Source organism: Sphingobacterium endophyticum, assembly GCF_009733535.1.
GTDB classification, from domain to species: domain Bacteria; phylum Bacteroidota; class Bacteroidia; order Sphingobacteriales; family Sphingobacteriaceae; genus Sphingobacterium; species Sphingobacterium endophyticum.
This window is the reverse complement of record NZ_SMMI01000003.1, coordinates 447,990-465,917: the sequence shown is the minus strand read 5'-3', so window position 1 is coordinate 465,917 and position 17,928 is coordinate 447,990. Positions and strand designations below refer to the sequence as shown.

Genomic DNA, 17,928 nt, shown 5'->3' with positions numbered 1-17,928 from the left:
AGAAACATAAATTCTAGATCACATTGGATATATTTAGTAAACAACGTTATACCATCACCTCGGCATTACCATATGCCAATGGTCCATTGCATATTGGTCATCTTGCAGGAGCATATATCCCTGGAGATATTTTCGTACGATTTTTAAGATTAAACAATAAAGATGTTGTTTATGTCTGTGGATCTGATGAGCATGGTGCTGCAATTACCATAAAAGCGAAAAAAGAGGGTGTTACACCACAGCAAATTATTGATAAATACAATCAGCAGATTAAAGATAGTTTTGAAGAATTTGGGATTTCGTTCAATATTTACCACCGTACCTCAGAACCAATTCACCATCAGCTTTCACAAGAATTTTTCTTGAACCTTTATGAGAAAGGCGAGTTTATTGAGCGTTACTCAGAACAATATTATGATGAGGAATATCATCAATTTTTAGCGGACCGATATATTGTAGGCACTTGCCCACATTGCGGAAATGAAGGAGCATATGGAGACCAATGTGAGAAATGTGGAACTTCTTTGAATCCAACGGATCTTATTAATCCAAAATCTACTTTAAGCGGTAAAGCACCTGTTCTTAAGGAAACCAAACATTGGTATTTGCCTTTGGATAAATATCAACCATGGTTAGAGAAATGGTTAATAGAAGGTAAGAAGGATGAATTGAAGTCCAATGTTTTTGGTCAATGCCAATCTTGGTTAAAATCAGGATTACAACCACGTTCAATGACTAGAGATTTGGATTGGGGTGTAGATGTTCCGTTAGATGAAGCAGAAGGTAAGAAGCTTTATGTTTGGTTGGATGCGCCTATTGGATATATCTCTGCAACAAAACAATGGGCAATTGATGAAGGGAAAAATTGGGAGCATTATTGGAAGCAACAAGTTAATCCTGAGGACAATTCAACTTTAATCCATTTTATTGGTAAGGATAATATTGTATTTCACTGTATTATTTTTCCAGCGATATTACATGCACATGGAGACTATATTCTGCCTGAAAATGTACCTGCTAATGAATTCTTAAATCTGGAAGGAGATAAATTGTCGACCTCCAGAAACCATGCTGTTTGGTTACATGAATATTTGGAAGAGTTTCCTGGGAAGCAAGATGAATTACGCTATATGTTAACTTCCATTTTGCCTGAAACATCAGATAGCGAATTTACCTGGAAGGATTTTCAAGCGCGAGTGAATAATGAATTGGTTGCTATTTTAGGGAACTTCATCAATAGGGTTATGGTCTTGTCACATAAATACTTTGATGGCAAAGTATTATTAGGTTCTCCATTGACAGCATCGGATCAAGAAGTACTTAAGGAATTATCAACATTCCCGGGGTTAATACAACAATCTTTATCTCAATATAGATTCCGCGAGGCATTAGCACAATTTATGAATGCCGCACGTTTAGGTAATAAATACCTTGCTGATGAAGAGCCTTGGAAAGTAATTAAAAATGACGAAGAAAGAGTAAAAACAGTATTGTTTGTAGCTGGTCAAATCGTAGCTAATTTGGCATTGTTAGGACAGCCATTTTTACCATTTAGCAGTACTAAGATTTTCGAGATGTTAAATCTTTCAGCAAAGAACTGGGATGAGGCAGGCAAATCAGATCTTTTAGAGTCGGGACATCAATTAGGAGAAACACAATTGTTATTTGATAAGATTACAGACGAGCAAGTTGAGTTTCAGTTGACAAAATTAGCTAATGCAAAAGCAAGCAATGCATTGGCCGCACCAAAGGCAGCCCAAAAAGCTAATGTTAATTTCGACGAGTTTATGAAGATGGATATCCGTGTTGGTCGAATCCTGACCGCGGAAAAAGTAGCAAAAACTAAGAAATTATTGAAGCTGACCATTGATACAGGAATTGACAAGAGGACAGTTGTTTCGGGAATAGCCGAGTATTTCACTCCTGAGGAAATTGTTGGAAAACAGGTTTCGATTTTGGTGAATTTAGAGCCAAGAGAAATTAAAGGGATTCAATCTCAAGGAATGATTCTTATGGCCGAAGATGCTGATGGAAGGTTAGATTTTGTAAGACCTAACACCGATATCTCTGCAGGAAGTATTGTAAGATAACACAATAAAGATTACATAATAAAACCCCTAATTTTAATATTCTGAAACTAATTATTAGGAATATTGGAATGAGGGGTTTTTATTTTGAAAAACTTTTAATTTACGATTTCTTTCTTCCGGTTAGATAAAAATAGACCTAACAAAAACAAAACAAATGAGGGAACTACCCATCCCAACTCATATTCAAAAAATGGAATATGATTCAAAGTAGCTATGGTCTCTGTGCTTAGCAGGTTCATTTGCTTAAATAAGGACAAGACAGCAATTATGCTGGATCCAATTAGTGCAGCTACATAAGGTTCTTTGCTTTTTACAAATGGTCCAAAAAATACCGTGTATAAAACCAATGTAATCACAATAGGATATATAAAAGTCAAAATGGGATAAGCAAAGGAAATAATATTATCCACACCTGTGATGGATAAAATACATGATGCTATACAGCAAATCGTTACCAATAATTTATAGCTTAATTTTCCATTAGTCAACTCTGAGAAGAAAGATCCAACTGCCGAAGTGAGGGCAATTGCAGTTGTCAAACATGCTAATGCTATACTAATGGCAATAGCGATGGTTCCAAATGGTCCCATTATGGCTCTAGAAATAAGGATCAATAATTCCGACCTCTTTATAGCCAAATCCTCTATTCCTGAAGTTGCTCCCAAATAAATTAAGCCTCCATATATAATAAACAAACAAGAAGCAGCCAAGATCCCTGCAGCAATTACTACTTGATTTTTAGATTTAACCGTACTATATCCTTTTGAAATTGAAGCTGTGATTATTATTCCTGCAAAAATTACAGAGGCAAGAACATCTAGTGTTTGATATCCATCTACAAATCCTAAAGTAAAAGATTCGGCAGTACTCAAGGTTGTGTCGTTATAATCGGCCATTGGATTAAAAATACCCAATGCAATTAAAGAAATTAATAATACCAATAATAATGGAGTGAGGAAATTTCCGATGATATCTACAACTTTGGAGGGTGATATGGTCAATAGCCAAGTTACTGCAAAGAAAGCGATTGATGTCCAGATAGGAGCTGAATTAGGAAATGAAGGTAATATACCCACTTCAAAAGTAGTTGCTGCTGTTCTTGGAATGGCAATTAATGGTCCTATGCACAACATAATTACCGTTCCTAATACCGGAGATAAAAATTTATTGATTCTAGTTCCTAAGTCTTGAAATGATTCTCCAGAATTAACAACAGAGAGTATCCCAAAGAAAGGGAGTAATATCCCAGTTAATCCAAAAGCTAAAATGGTAATCCAAACATGATCTCCGATTTGTATCCCGATGTAGGGCGGTAATAGCAGGTTTCCAGCACCAAAGAACATGGCAAATAAAGCAAACCCGATCGTAACGATATCTCTAGTTTTCTTCAAAATAATTTTAGTAAAATATGTTAATTAATTGTTTGGCTTCCATTACGTCATGAACTCTGAGGATTTGCACACCTCTTTCCAATAACAACGTGTTTAACGCAATAGTTCCGGGGAGAACCTCATTGGGTTTTAATCCTATTTTTTTATAAATCATAGATTTCCTGGAAATACCCCCGAGGATTGGCAATCCGAAATAATGCAATTCATTAACACGCAATAGGAGTTCATAATTTTGATCAATAGTTTTTGCAAAGCCATAACCAGGGTCTAAAATAATATCTTTTACGCCTAACTGTCTCAGTTTCGCAATTTGAACACCTAGACTTTCAGCAACATCATTGACCACATCCTTATAATCTGTTAATTTTTGCATAGTTGAGGGTGTTCCCCGCATATGCATCAGAATATATGGTACTTGTAATTTGGCTACAGTTTCAAACATATTTTCATCTAAAGTACCACCGGAAATATCATTGATGATATGTACACCTGCCTTTACACAATTTTCAGCAACTTTCGCCCTGAAGGTGTCGATAGAAAGTATCATTTCTGGGAAATATTGGCGGAAAGCTTCAATAAAAGGAATAGCTCGATCTATTTCTTCTTGTTCAGAAATATCCATAGCGCCAGGCCGACTTGAGTAAGCTCCAATGTCGATCATATCTGCACCTTCATCTATTAATTTTTTAGCCTGTATCAAAGCTAATTCTACAGTGCTATGTTTTCCACCATCATAAAATGAGTCAGGAGTAAGATTAAGTATTCCCATAACTTTGGGAGACTCAAAGGTCAAAAGTCTTGAGCCTATCTTGATGCTTTGGCATGAAACAGGTTGAAAAACCGACATTAGCGTTAGATTAATAAAAAAAATGAGGCTGCAATATTATTTGCAGCCTCCAAAATAAGTCTTTTTATCTATTTTACAACAAGAACACCATCAGCAACTAAAGAAATGTCTTTTCTTGGTTTATTGATTTTAGCAATTTCTTCTTTGCTTTTTCCCATGTCTTCAGCATAATGCTTTTGCCATTCAACTGTAGTTTCTTTCACTTTTGCCTTTCCTTCAAGGACTACTGTTTTACCAATTAAATCTTGGGGGACAAAATAACCGTAATCAGTAAATCTTACCATAATAGGTTCTTTATTGGCTTCAGTTTTTAAAGTCAAGAAACAACCTTTTTTAGTACATACTTGTACAACTTCGCCTTCCACTTTTCCACTAAAAGAATCTTTTCTTTCTAATGCTTTTTCCAATTGATTAACAGAAATAGCACCTTTTTTATCGACTTTTTTTCCGTAATTCACACCAGCCTTTGCAGGTTGAATAGAAGATTGCGCATTGCTGATGGCTACAAAAGCAAATACACAAATGATGATTGAAATAAGCTTTTTCATATTTATTTTCTTAAGAATTCGAATTTACCACTTGGGTCTAATTTCATAATTGTTGATGCAGTTCCATTTGCTAGTTCATGTTGGCCAAATTTTACTACATAATCAACCCCGTTAATTATTTCTTCTGAGATTTCCGAGAAATTCCTTGCTGAAATTTCACCGCTAATGTTAGCAGATGTTGAGACAACTGGTTTTCGAAACCTTTGCAATAGTTGTTCACAAAAGGGATGTTGTACAATTCGAATACCTATGGAACCATCTTCTGCGACCACATTCTCGGCTAAATTCTTAGCATTTGAATAAATAATAGTAAGGGGTTTATCTGTTGCCTCAATCAATTCATAAGCAACATCTGGTACGTCCTTAACATACCCCTCTAATTGGTAATCATTTTCCAAAAGGATAATCATACTTTTTCCCTTATCTCTACCTTTTAGGGCAAATATTTTTTCAACAGCATCAGGATTAGTTGCATCACAACCAATTCCCCAAATAGTATCTGTAGGATATAGAATTAATCCACCCGACTTTAATGTTTCTAAAGCTTTGTTTAAATCTTCCTTGTCGATATAGGGTCTTTGCATTATTGATATTAAACGGCTACATTATGATCACGAAGCGCATCATTTAATGAGGTTTTTTTGTCAGTTGATTCTTTTCGTTGACCAATTATCAAAGCACAAGGAACTTGGTATTCACCCGCAGGGAATTTTTTAGTATATGATCCCGGGATCACAACTGAGCGAGAAGGAACATAACCTTTATATTCGATCGGTTCAGGGCCAGAAACATCAATGATTTTCGTTGAGGCAGTTAATACTACATTTGCACCAAGAACTGCTTCTTCCTCAACTCGTACGCCTTCTACTACAATTGCTCTTGATCCAACAAATACATTGTCTTCGATAATAACTGGAGCAGCCTGAACAGGTTCTAAAACTCCGCCAAGACCGACACCACCACTTAGATGGACATTTTTACCAACTTGTGCACAAGAACCAACAGTTGCCCAAGTGTCGACCATAGTTCCTTCACCAACATATGCACCAATATTTACATAGGAAGGCATCATAATAACTCCCTTAGCTAAATAAGAACCATACCTTGCTGAAGCGCCAGGAACAACACGTACCCCTAATTCTTTAAAATTAGTTTTGAGCTTCATTTTATCATAATATACAAAAGGATCATTCTTAATGACTTCCATATTACGAATAGGGAAATAAAGAATAACGGCTTTTTTAATCCAATCATTTACATACCAAGATTCTCCAACCGGTTCAGCAACTCTAAGTTCACCTTTATCTAAATGTTGAATAACGAATTCAATAGCTTCGTAATATTCTTTATATTCTAATAATTGTCTATTTTCCCAAGCTTCTTCTACTAATTTTTGAAGGATTGTGCAGTCTATCATGATATTGTTAAAACTAAATTTAAATTAATGACAAATATGAAGAATTTTACTGATAAGTAAGTCACGGTAAGGGCAAAATTAAGAAGATATGACTATTTTTGTAAGATGGCAGAGGCGGCAGACAAATTACGGATTGATAAATACTTATGGGCTATACGTGTTTTTAAAACGAGAAGTTTAGCCACGGAAGCATGTAAAGCTGGTAAGGTAAAACTGAATGGACAAAATGTAAAACCTTCCGGAATAGCAAAGGTTGGGGAAACGTATTCGATTCAAAAAGGGATTGAGAAGAAAGTCATCAAAGTTATTGGCCTGCTTGAGAGACGCGTAGATGCAAAAACTGCCGTTCAATTTTATGAAGATCTGACCCCTGTTGAAGATACATATGCTTTCAAATCTTCATTCCATGCACCTGTATTGAAAAGGGATCGTGGCACAGGAAGACCTACTAAAAAAGATCGTAGAGAAATTGATGATTTGAAAACCGATTGGTGGGAAGAAGAAAATGAAAATTAAACTTAAATTAAGAAGTCTTTTTTATTGTTTGACCTTAATATTAGCATTGACCATAACAGGTACAACGGCCAAAGCTGATGATGAAGTAAGTCCAAAAGATTCAGTTGAGCGTGAATTAAAGAAAGTACTTGGACGAAAGATTGAATTTGAAAAGGATAAATTGCTTAAGATATTCGAAATTAAAGAACGCCTTCGCTTAAGGAGTGCTCCTTCCGATCGATATCAATTATTGCAAAATCTCTATGATGAATTCAAAACCTATCAAATAGATTCTGCTATTTTTTACGTAAATGAAAATAAAAAGATAGCCCAACAATTAAAAGATCCGATTTTAATTAATGAGGTTGATATTCAATTGGCCGGATTATATTCTTCTGCTGGCCGTTTTATAGAGTCAAATCAAATATTAAAAGGAATACCAAGGCAAAGTCTATCAAGTGAACAAGAGGCAGATTATTACCGTGCATATTCTGATTTTTATTCACATTATGGTCAAAGTACTAATCATTATCAATACTTTACCCAAAGTGAGGTTTACCGAGACTCATTATTAAATGTTTTGCCAAAAGATTCAAAAGAATATAGGATCAATTCGGCAACCCGAGCCTTGTTCGGCAATAATTTTGATAAAGCAGAGTCTGAGCTGAAGCAACTATTGCAAGAATATAAAGACCCACAGCATGAACGAGCTGTAATTGCATATCTGTTAGGTCTTCTTTATAAAAATAAAGGGGATCAAGAAAATGAGATTTATTATTTAGGTCAATCTGCCATTACCGATATTAAAAACACGGTAAAAGATAATGCCTCCATGCAAAGTTTGGCATTAGTATATTTTGAACGAAATGAAATTGATAAGGCTTATTTATTCATTCAACAGGCAATGGAGGATGCTTTATTTTGTAATGTAAGATTTCGAACCATTGAGAATTCATCATTCTATCCTATTATTAATTCGGCATTTCAAGAAAAGGAATTGGCCAATAAAAATCAATTAAAAACATTTTTATATATCATTTCCTTAATGTCTATTTTATTGCTGGTTGCATTTATTGTACTGTATATGCAGATGAAGCGATTAAAAAGAACGAGGAGGGATTTAAAAACACTAAATAATGAACTTCAAGGTTTGAATGGACAATTGTTAAAGGTTAATCAAGATCTACAAGAATCCAATCATATCAAGGAAGAATATATGGCTCAGTTTTTTGAATTATGTTCTGCCTATATTGATAAATTAGATAATACACGGAAAGGAATTTTAAAGAAACTTTCAAATAATCAATTGGACGAATTGAATAGAGAGTTGAAATCTCAAGATTTCATCAATACAGAGTTAGATGATTTATACCATAATTTTGATGTTATTTTCTTAAATCTATATCCTAGTTTTATTCAAGAATTTAATAAACTACTTAAACCTGAGGAGCAGTTGACTCTTAAACATGATGAATTATTAAATTCAGAACTTCGAATTTTTGCTTTAATAAGATTAGGTATTTCGGATTCCACAAAAATTGCCAGATTCTTGCGGTATTCCTTACGTACAGTTTACAACTATCGTGTCAAGGTTCGGAACAAGGTTTTAGGGACTAAAGAAGACTTTGATGAGCAAATAAAAGAGATTGGTAACATAAAAACCTCCTAAAAAGCTTTACTTTTTTTCATTTTAAAAGTGTCTAAACGGTTGTAATTCAATGGTTATTGGATTACTTCGTTTACTTTTTTGTTTTTGGGCATTTCAAAAGCTTAATAAACATATAACCCCTGCTTAACTTTGGATTGGGAAGTTTAGGAATAACCTGAATTATTTTATTAATCTAATAACTGATTATAAGTCGTATGAAACTTTTTACTAAAGTTAGTATCGGTCTTTGCCTTTATTTGGTATCTGTATTCTTTAGCCTTGCATATGCACAGGGGGGGAATAGGATAACAGGAAAGGTTATAGACGAAGCCACCAATGAGCCAATAATTGGTGCTACCATTACCGTTATCGGGGGGACAACATCAACCTCTTCGAATAACGATGGAGTATTTACACTCGAAAATGTTCCTTCAAACTCAAAACTTCGAATTTCTTATTTAGGCTATGAGAGCCGCGAAGTTATTGCAGAATCAAGTGAAATGACAATTGCTCTAAGCAGTGCGACCAACACTTTAGAGGATGTTGTCGTAATTGGTTATGGGGCAGTAAAGCGAAAGGATGTGACTACAGCAATTTCCAGTGTTTCATTGGAAGATGTAAATGAGCGTCCGATTGTAAATGCTAATCAAGCAATTCAAGGGAAAGCCGCTGGGGTAACGGTTTCTCAACCATCAGGAGCACCAGGGGGAGGTACTTCAATCCGTATTCGTGGTACAACTTCTTTTAATGGAAGTAATGATCCATTGTATGTTGTAGATGGAGTTCCGGTAGATAACATTAATTTCTTATCTCCAACGGATATTGCTGATATGCAAGTGTTAAAAGATGCTTCTTCAGCAGCAATCTATGGTTCTAGAGCTGCCAATGGGGTTGTATTAGTTACCACAAAACAAGGTAGAGTAGGGAACCCTAAAATTACATTCAATATGTTGGCCACTCAGAACAGGGTGACTAGTAAGATTGAACCATTGAATACAGCACAATACAAGGATTTAATGGATGAAATCAAGATTATCTCTCTTCCAGATAATTTGACCGACCAAACTGATTGGTTTGATGCTACCTTTTCGAATGGTGTTATTCAAGATTATCAAGTTTCTGTATCGGACGGATCTGATCGAATTAAATATTTCCTTTCCGGAGGTTATATCAATGATAAGGGTATAGTAAACTCTACGTTTTACAAGCGTTATAATTTTAGAGGAAATATTGAGAATAAAGTTAGAGATTGGTTAACAGTTAATGCGAATTTCTCATATGCTGATTATAATGGAAACGGAATGGTTGAAGGTACGGGTTCAAATAGAGGCGGTGTAGTTCTAGCGTCCATCAATACACCTACTTTTGCACCTATTATGGATCCATTTAATCCAGCTCAATTCTATAATAACTTTTATGGTTTGAATGTGACTAGTCCGTTGGAAAATCTAAGGACAACAGCAAACAACCGCAACCGTGAAAATAGGTTAATTGGTTCTGGATCAGCGACGATTCATATCCTTCCTGAATTGAATTTTAAATCATTGTTCGCAATCGATAGAAGAAATGCATTTTCTTCAACATTTTTGGATCCATTGTCGACATCATGGGGTAGAAACCAATTCGGTGAAGCAAGTGATTCAAGAAATATGAATACTGTTTTGACCTTCGACAACGTGTTATCATACAACAAAACATTAGATAAACATGGTTTTGAAGCAATGGCAGGTTCTTCTTGGACCAATTCACAATATACAAGCAGTTATATTTTAGGTTCACATTTTAGGTCAGATTTAATTGAGACTTTAAATGCGGCTAATAAAATTTCATGGACAGCAACAAACTCTAGTGCGTCAGATTGGGCCATGATGTCATACTTTGGCCGTCTTTCCTATAATTATGATGGGAAATATTTAATTACAGCTAATGTAAGAACAGACGGTTCTTCAAAATTACATCCTGATAACCGTTGGTCAGTATTCCCATCAGTTTCTGCAGCTTGGAGATTATCCTCTGAAGAGTTCTTGAAAGATGTTTCTTGGATGAATGACTTAAAAATCCGAGGAGGATGGGGTCAAACAGGAAATCAATCAGGAATCGGGGATTACTCTTATTTACAACGGTATAGCATTTCTCGTTCACCATGGTTTGAAGAAGGAAAAACAAATGATTTAGTTTCCGTTTCACCAGCAAACTTAAGGGCAAATGACCTTGGATGGGAAAGAACGACACAAACTGGAGTAGGATTAGACTTTACAGGAATTGACAACAGGATTACAGTAAACTTAGATTATTACTACAAAAAAACAACAGACATGTTGATGTATGTAGATTTAAGTGGAACTGGTCAAATTCCATCGATTCAAAGAAATGAAGGAGAAATGATTAATAAGGGTTTTGAGGCCAATGTTACATCAGAAAACTTTAGAGGTGATTTTAGGTGGAATACAACATTCAATATTTCATTCAATAAAAATGAACTAAGTAAACTAACCTTACAGCCAGTTTATTTAGATGCTAAAACAGTAGACTATGTAAATGACTATGTTGTTAGAAATGAACCAGGTCGACCTATGGGAAGTTTCTTTGGATATGTAAGTGAAGGCGTCAATCCAGAGACAGGAGACATGAATTATAAGGACATCAATGGCGATGGAAGGATTTCATCTTCGGACCGTACTTATATCGGAGATCCAAATCCAAACTTTACGTTCGGATTTACCAACAATTTCTCTTATAAGAACTTCAACCTGAATGTATTTATTCAAGGTTCACAAGGCAACGATATTTATAATGCATCCAGAATGGATATGGAAGGGATGTATGATGGTAAAAATCAATCGACGAGAGTTTTACAACGTTGGAGAGTTCCGGGACAGGTTACAGAGGTTCCTAAAGCGGGATACAATATGTTAAACTCCACTTATTTTATTGAAGACGGAAGCTATATACGCTTGAAGAATGTTTCATTATCCTATAACATTAAGGCACCTGCATTAAACAGGATAGGAATAAACAAATTACAACCTTTTGTATCTGCAACAAATTTATTAACACTTACAAAATATACAGGTTTAGACCCTGAGGTAAACCAATGGGGAAATTCTGGTAGGGTTCAAGGATTAGATTGGGGGACCTATCCACAGAGTAAATCTTTTGTAGTAGGTATTAATGTTGAGTTCTAAGATTATGATTATGAGAACGTTAAAAGTTAACTTAATAAAGAGTATGATGGCATTACTTACAGTTGCTGTCATTACAAGCTGTTCTTTACAAAAAGATCCTTTATCAGAATATTCGGATGTTACTGAAGGGGTTAATGAGGAAGGACATAAAGTAGCCTTTAAGGATAAGGCTGCTGTTGAAAGTCACTTACAAGGGATTTACAACCTTATGCGTGATCGTATGGAGCACTGGTATTTGGATCAATTGCTGATAGCAGAGTCACATTCAGACAATGCTTATGCGGGTACTACAGGCGCAGAGGTTGTTCCATATGAGACCAATGGGATTGAAGGTTCAAACTCTGTGGTTGAACGTGATTGGAAGAGATATTTAGAAGATATTGCTCGTGCAAATATTTTAATTGTAAATGTTGATTCTGTAGCGGATAATTCATTGACAACTGCCCTACGTAAGCAATATAAAGCTGAAGCGAAGATATTCCGTGCCATGATTCTATTTGACATGGTTCGTCTTTGGGGAGATATTCCTGTAGTAACAAATGTAGGTCGGGATATTACGGCGGAAAATATCGAAGAGGTTTATTCTGATTATTTTCCAGACCAAAAAACGGAAAAAGAAGCATACCAACAGATTGAGAAGGATTTGTTAGAATCAATTCCTGATGCACCATCAAATAATTCGTCAAATAAGACCAAATTTTCAAAGTCAGTTGCGAAAGCATTATTGGCAAAAGTATATGCTGAAAAGCCGATTCGTGACTATAAGAAAGTCATTCAATATGCTGATGATTTGGCTGCAGATGGATTTGATTTAGAAGCTGATTATAGGGATCTATTTGGCGTTCAAGAAGGCAATGCAGAAGCAAAGAAAAGAAACACAAAGGAATCCATATTAGAGACTCAATTTTTTGCAGGAAATGGCAATTGGGTAACATGGATGTTTGGTAGAGATCTTTCTAACTACAATAGCAACTTTACATGGGCCAAATGGATCACTCCTTCGAGAGATTTAATTAATGCATTCACTCGCGAAGGAGATGAGATCCGTTACACAGAATCGATTGTATATTATCAAGCAGGATGGAGCAATTATTATCCAGCGAGTAATTATCCATTTATGTATAAGACCCGTTCGGCATTTAGCAATATTATAAAATATCGTTATGCTGATATTTTATTGCTGAAAGCAGAGGCCTTAATTATGGGAGAAAGCTCCAATCTACCTGCTGCTGCAGAAATAATTGATAAAGTTCGTCAACGAGTAAAACTTTCTAAACTAAGTTCTGCAACAAAAGCGAGTAAAGATGCGATGTTAACAGCTGTACTAAATGAGCGTAGATTAGAATTAGCTTTCGAAGGACAGCGCTGGTATGATTTAGCAAGATTAAATAAAGTAGAATCTGTAATGAATGCAGTATTTGCGAAGGATTCAGGAAGAAAGCCACAGGTTTATCAGTTTAATGAGAACTCTTACCGCCTACCAATTCCTCAATCGATTATTGACCAGAATCCTAAGATCAAGCAAAATTTAGGATATTAATAATATACACAAATGATGAATAATTTAAAGAAATACATATTTGTTGCAAGTTTGTTCTCTTCAGTTCTGACGGCATGTGGCAATGACAACAATAATGGGGGAGAACCTGTAGTACCGGTTGAACCAACTTCAGGAGATGTATTAATTTATACAACTACTGGCTCATTAAGCCATGATTTTAAGAAGTCTTACTTAGATTTTAGCAAATCCAGCAATATGGGGACAAAAACCATTAAGCTAGATGAGAGCAAAACCTATCAGACTATGGATGGTTTTGGAGCAGCAATTACTGGCTCTACTGCATATAATCTTTTAAAAATGAGCCCTTCAGACCGGACTAAATTTTTAAAAGAGACATTTTCAACAACTGAGGGAATGGGCCAAAGTTATATTCGTATTGCAATTGGCTGTTCAGACTTTTCATTGGATGAATATACATTAGCAGACAAACCAGGAATTGAGAACTTCGCTTTACAATCAGAAGAACTGGAATATGTTATTCCAGTTTTAAAAGAGATTATTGCCATAAATCCGGATATAAAAATCATGGGTTCACCATGGACTCCACCAAAATGGATGAAGGTGAATAATCTTCAAGAATTAAAGCCTTATGATTCTTGGACAGGGGGACACTTGAATCCTAAGTATTATCAGGATTATGCAACATATTTCGTGAAATGGATTGAAGCGATGAAAGGTCATGGAATTAATATTTATTCTATCACCACACAAAATGAGCCTTTAAACGATAAAAACTCAGCATCCTTGGTTATGTTTTGGAATGAGCAGCGTGATTTTGTAAAAACGGCATTGGGTCCTAAAATGAAGGCAGCAGGGTTGAAGACAAAGATTTATGCATTTGATCATAACTATAATTATGATAATATGACTGAACAACAGGACTATCCAATTAAAATCTTTCAAGATCCTGCTGCTGCAGCCTACTTTGCAGGTTCTGCATATCATAATTATGGAGGGGATAAGGCAGAATTATTGGATATCCATTCAAAAGCGCCTGAAAAAGACATCATTTTTACCGAAACATCAATTGGTACATGGAATGATGGTCATGCATTAGGAAAAAGGTTATTGGAAGATATGCGTGAAGTTGCCTTGGGTACAGTAAATAACTGGAGTAAAGGGGTAATAGTTTGGAATTTAATGTTGGATTCAGAGCGAGGACCGAATCGTGAAGGAGGTTGCCAGACATGTTATGGAGCTGTAGACATCAGTAAATCTGATTATAAGACCATTCGTAAAAATTCACATTATTATATCGTAGGACATATGTCTGCGGTGGTAAAGCCGGGCGCAGTTCGTATAGGTACAGAAGGATATACGGATTCAGGGTTAACCTACTCTGCATTCAAAAATATTGATGGTACTTATGCCTTTGTTATTGCTAATTCAAATGGTAGCAATGCAAGAATCGTTATTGAAGATGGAAAAAATAACTTCAGTTATGATATTCCTGCAGGGTCTGTTGTTTCTTATTCTTGGAAAAAATGAAAAAATTAATCAATTATTTAACCGTTTCAGTCCTAATGACACTTATGTTTTCTTGTCAAGAGGATGAATTAATTGTGCCGTATGGTGCTGGGGAACCACATATTGAAGTAGTAAAAGTACCAACTGCTTCATTGTTCGGAGATAGTTTACAATATACAGTCAATGTTTCAGATAAAAGTATTGATCTGTCGACTTTGAAAGTACAATTGTTGTTTAGTGATGAAGTTGTTGCAGAACAAACTTTAAGAACTAAATCCGCAGGAGAATATTCAGGTAAATTATTTGTTCCATTTTTAAAGAATATTCCAAATGGTACAGGTATGTTGAAATTTACACTTGAAAATATTCAAATGGTAAAAACAACTGAGGAGAAAGTTGTGAATATATCGAGACCTGACTTTCCTTATATAAATTTAATTAGCGAAGGAGGAAAGACTTATAAAATGCTGAAGGTTTCTGCGAATAAATACCAAGTTACGGATGAATTTCCAATGAAAGCTGCAGCTTATATAGAAGCCCCAGCTGTTGGAGCCTTTGGTAATAAGATTCAATTTGGATGGGAAAATAAAAGTATCATTCAAGGAGTAAATGCTGTAATTCCTTTTTCAAATTCATTTGATGGTCGCTATACCATTAGCTTTAATACATTGACATATGAAAGTGCACCATTTATACGGTATGCGATCAATGATACGGATATGGAAATGATTGCTGATGATCTTTATTCAGTTGATTTAACTGTTGGAAAAGATGAGGAGTTGGTATTAAGTGATATCCCAGGAATAAAAGGCTGGTGGATTGACCAAGATTATATCCGTCAAGATGGCGACAAATATTATTCAAAGGTTATATCGGGTAAATATAGGTTTATTGCCGATGTGGCTAAGAAATTCATAAAAGTTGAAGCTTTAAACGGAAGTGATCCGGCGGTATTAAATCCAGATGGAACAGGGGCAATTTGGATAATTGGAGAAGGAATTGGTAAGCCTAGCGTAGCAGATAATCAAGTAGGTTGGGATCCAGGCAAGGCAATTTGTATGGCACCAATAGGTGAGAAGAAATATCAGGTAACTGTTGTTGCTGGCCAGACCATCAATGCAACGAATATCAATTTTAAATTCTTCCATCAAAAGAACTGGGGTGGTGAGTATAAAAATACTGAACTAACTACAAATAGTGACATCATTTTAGTAGGGGATGGTACCAATGGAAGAGATCCTGGTAACTTAGGCTTGGTTGCAGGGAAAACCTTAACAGTTGGTTCAACTTACGTATTTCTTGTTGACCTTTCCGAAGGAAATAATAAAGCCAAATTAACAGTGACAAAGCAGTAAAACAAACTAATAAATTGAGTAAAACTGGGGTGGATTAAGGCGTTTCCACCCCTTTTTGTTTTTTACTATTTTATAGCTTACTTTGTTAAAACTGAATCTAATTATGAAAAATAGTGTCATTTTCTTATTAACCTTAATGAGTATTACTATGGGTGTAAATAAGTCAGCAGCTCAAATAAACAATAAGCCAAAATATGTTTTAGTAATTCATGGTGGAGCGGGTACAATTCTAAAAAAGAATATGACAGACTCTTTGGAGCAGGCATATATATCAAAATTAACGGAATCGCTTCAGGCAGGATATGAACAAATAAAACAAGGTAAATCAAGTCTTGACGCTATTGAAGCGGCCATCCATATAATGGAAGACTCTCCATTATTTAATGCGGGTAAAGGTGCTGTTTTTACCAATCAAGGGAAGAATGAACTTGATGCTGCAATTATGGATGGATCAAACCTAAAAGCTGGCTCTGTTGCTGGAGTGACAACTATTAAAAACCCAATCAGTGCAGCACGGGCGGTAATGGATAAATCAGATCATGTCATGATGGTTGGCAAAGGAGCGGAGGAATTTTCACAAATGAATGGAATAGAAATAGTTGATCCTTCTTATTTTTGGACAAAACAGCGTTGGGATGGTTTGCAAAGAGCATTAGAAAGAGATAAGGAGAGAGCAGAATTGGACCACGATGATAAGCAAGCATTTCTCCCACCCTATAAAGATGAGAAGTTTGGAACAGTTGGTTGTGTTGCATTAGATAAAATGGGGAATTTAGCTGCTGGAACTTCTACAGGAGGAATGACCAATAAAAAATTTGGTCGAGTTGGGGATGCCCCAATTATTGGAGCAGGTACCTATGCTGACAATGAAACTGTTGCTATTTCATGTACAGGCTGGGGTGAATTCTTTATTCGTTCAGTTGCTGCATATAATGTATCAGCGAGAATGAAATATGCAAAAATGAATATTGAAAAAGCTACTCAGGAAGTTATTGATGAAATTGAAAAACTAGGTGGTGATGGTGGATTAATAGCAATCGATAAAAGTGGAAATATCGCTATGCCATTTAATACCGAAGGTATGTATCGTGGAACAGTGACTTCTGATGGGAAAATTAAAGTTGAAATTTATAAATAGCAGGATTACTAATTTGGGATTTTATAATAATTCAAATATCGAGCAATACTGTTGGCTCTACGATTAACATAATTAGAAGGTCTTCTGGCATCCCATTTTTGGGGGCTTGGCAAAATTGCTATAATTAAAGAGGCTTCTTTTTTTGTTAAACTCTTAGCGGATTTATGAAAATAATATTGCGCTGCTGCCTCAGCACCATATACACCTTGACCAGTTTCGATTACATTTAGATATACTTCAAGAATTCTTCTTTTATTCCAAAAAATTTCAATCAACACGGTGAAATAGGTTTCTAATCCTTTTCGAATCCATGATCTGCCTGGCCAGAGAAATACATTTTTCGCAGTCTGTTGGCTAATTGTACTTCCTCCGCGAAGTCTTTTTCCTTCTTTATTCTTTTCAAAAGCCTCTTTTATAGCTTCAGTGTCGAAGCCATTATGGGTCATGAAATGAGCGTCTTCTCCGGCAAGAGCAGCTTTTTTTAAATTATCGGAAATGTCATCATATGCTAACCACTTTCTTTCTAGCTTCCATTCCTTACCTTCAGTTTTTCTTTCGAAACCTCTTTTGAGCATCAAATAAGTAATTGGAGGATTTGTAAATCGAAGTGCAATAACCCAAAGTATGCTTAAGGCAAAAAAAGCGATAATCCCCCTAACAGCCCATGGTAAAACCTTAGTTTTCATAAAACTGCCGAATGAATTTTTGGTTTGTTTCTTTTTGTTCTTGGAAGTAGAACGCTTAATTGCCATTACTCTGAAATTTTATGCAAACATAAGATGTATT

At 35.5% G+C, this 17,928-nt stretch carries 14 protein-coding genes; 8 read left to right on the top strand and 6 right to left on the bottom strand.

The features are described 5' to 3' along the window. Positions 1-23 precede the first annotated feature (23 nt). Entirely contained in the window at positions 24-2,090 is a 2,067-nt protein-coding gene (metG, locus tag E0Y80_RS04995; protein WP_156306297.1) for a methionine--tRNA ligase, read from the top strand. 95 nt (positions 2,091-2,185) lie between these two features. On the opposite strand, the gene brnQ is transcribed toward metG, so the two are convergent. The 5 genes from brnQ to E0Y80_RS04970 form a co-directional block, all read right to left on the bottom strand. Further along, on the bottom strand, positions 2,186-3,481 hold the full coding sequence (gene brnQ, locus E0Y80_RS04990) for a branched-chain amino acid transport system II carrier protein (RefSeq protein WP_156306296.1): 1,296 nt from the start codon (positions 3,479-3,481) through the stop codon (positions 2,186-2,188). 7 nt (positions 3,482-3,488) lie between these two features. Continuing rightward, entirely contained in the window at positions 3,489-4,328 is an 840-nt protein-coding gene (gene folP / locus E0Y80_RS04985; protein WP_156306295.1) for a dihydropteroate synthase, read from the bottom strand. Between the two features lie 68 nt (positions 4,329-4,396). Then, positions 4,397-4,876 carry a DUF4920 domain-containing protein gene (locus tag E0Y80_RS04980; protein WP_156306294.1) on the bottom strand — a complete coding sequence of 160 codons (480 nt, stop codon included), beginning with the start codon at positions 4,874-4,876 and terminating at the stop codon, positions 4,397-4,399. Between the two features lie 2 nt (positions 4,877-4,878). Next, complete coding sequence (locus E0Y80_RS04975; RefSeq protein ID WP_156306293.1) at positions 4,879-5,460, bottom strand: L-threonylcarbamoyladenylate synthase; 582 nt, start codon at positions 5,458-5,460, stop codon at positions 4,879-4,881. A gap of 8 nt (positions 5,461-5,468) precedes the next feature. Continuing rightward, positions 5,469-6,293, bottom strand: a complete 825-nt coding sequence (locus E0Y80_RS04970) for a 2,3,4,5-tetrahydropyridine-2,6-dicarboxylate N-succinyltransferase (RefSeq protein ID WP_197091485.1) — start codon at positions 6,291-6,293, stop codon at positions 5,469-5,471. Positions 6,294-6,398: 105 nt separating this feature from the next. Here E0Y80_RS04970 and E0Y80_RS04965 point away from each other — a divergent pair, with 105 nt between their 5' ends. From E0Y80_RS04965 to E0Y80_RS04935, 7 genes are all read left to right on the top strand, one after another. Continuing rightward, positions 6,399-6,809: an RNA-binding S4 domain-containing protein gene (locus E0Y80_RS04965; protein ID WP_156306292.1), complete on the top strand. Its 411-nt coding sequence runs from the start codon at positions 6,399-6,401 to the stop codon at positions 6,807-6,809. Further along, positions 6,799-8,457: a DUF6377 domain-containing protein gene (locus E0Y80_RS04960; protein WP_156306291.1), complete on the top strand. Its 1,659-nt coding sequence runs from the start codon at positions 6,799-6,801 to the stop codon at positions 8,455-8,457. The genes E0Y80_RS04965 and E0Y80_RS04960 overlap by 11 nt, the downstream gene beginning before the upstream one ends. Before the next feature lie 194 nt (positions 8,458-8,651). Further along, positions 8,652-11,621 carry a SusC/RagA family TonB-linked outer membrane protein gene (locus E0Y80_RS04955; RefSeq protein WP_156306290.1) on the top strand — a complete coding sequence of 990 codons (2,970 nt, stop codon included), beginning with the start codon at positions 8,652-8,654 and terminating at the stop codon, positions 11,619-11,621. A gap of 10 nt (positions 11,622-11,631) precedes the next feature. Next, positions 11,632-13,161 (top strand): RagB/SusD family nutrient uptake outer membrane protein, encoded by a 1,530-nt coding sequence (locus E0Y80_RS04950; protein ID WP_231595926.1) that lies wholly within the window; start codon positions 11,632-11,634, stop codon positions 13,159-13,161. A gap of 12 nt (positions 13,162-13,173) precedes the next feature. Continuing rightward, entirely contained in the window at positions 13,174-14,670 is a 1,497-nt protein-coding gene (locus E0Y80_RS04945) for a glycoside hydrolase family 30 protein (protein ID WP_231595925.1), read from the top strand. Continuing rightward, on the top strand, positions 14,667-16,004 hold the full coding sequence (locus tag E0Y80_RS04940; protein ID WP_156306288.1) for a DUF5125 domain-containing protein: 1,338 nt from the start codon (positions 14,667-14,669) through the stop codon (positions 16,002-16,004). Before E0Y80_RS04945 ends, E0Y80_RS04940 begins: the two co-directional genes overlap by 4 nt. A 103-nt stretch (positions 16,005-16,107) precedes the next feature. After that, on the top strand, positions 16,108-17,142 hold the full coding sequence (locus tag E0Y80_RS04935; protein ID WP_156306287.1) for an isoaspartyl peptidase/L-asparaginase family protein: 1,035 nt from the start codon (positions 16,108-16,110) through the stop codon (positions 17,140-17,142). Between the two features lie 8 nt (positions 17,143-17,150). On the opposite strand, the gene mtgA is transcribed toward E0Y80_RS04935, so the two are convergent. Continuing rightward, on the bottom strand, positions 17,151-17,894 hold the full coding sequence (gene mtgA / locus E0Y80_RS04930) for a monofunctional biosynthetic peptidoglycan transglycosylase (protein ID WP_156306286.1): 744 nt from the start codon (positions 17,892-17,894) through the stop codon (positions 17,151-17,153). Between the last annotated feature and the right edge of the window lie 34 nt (positions 17,895-17,928).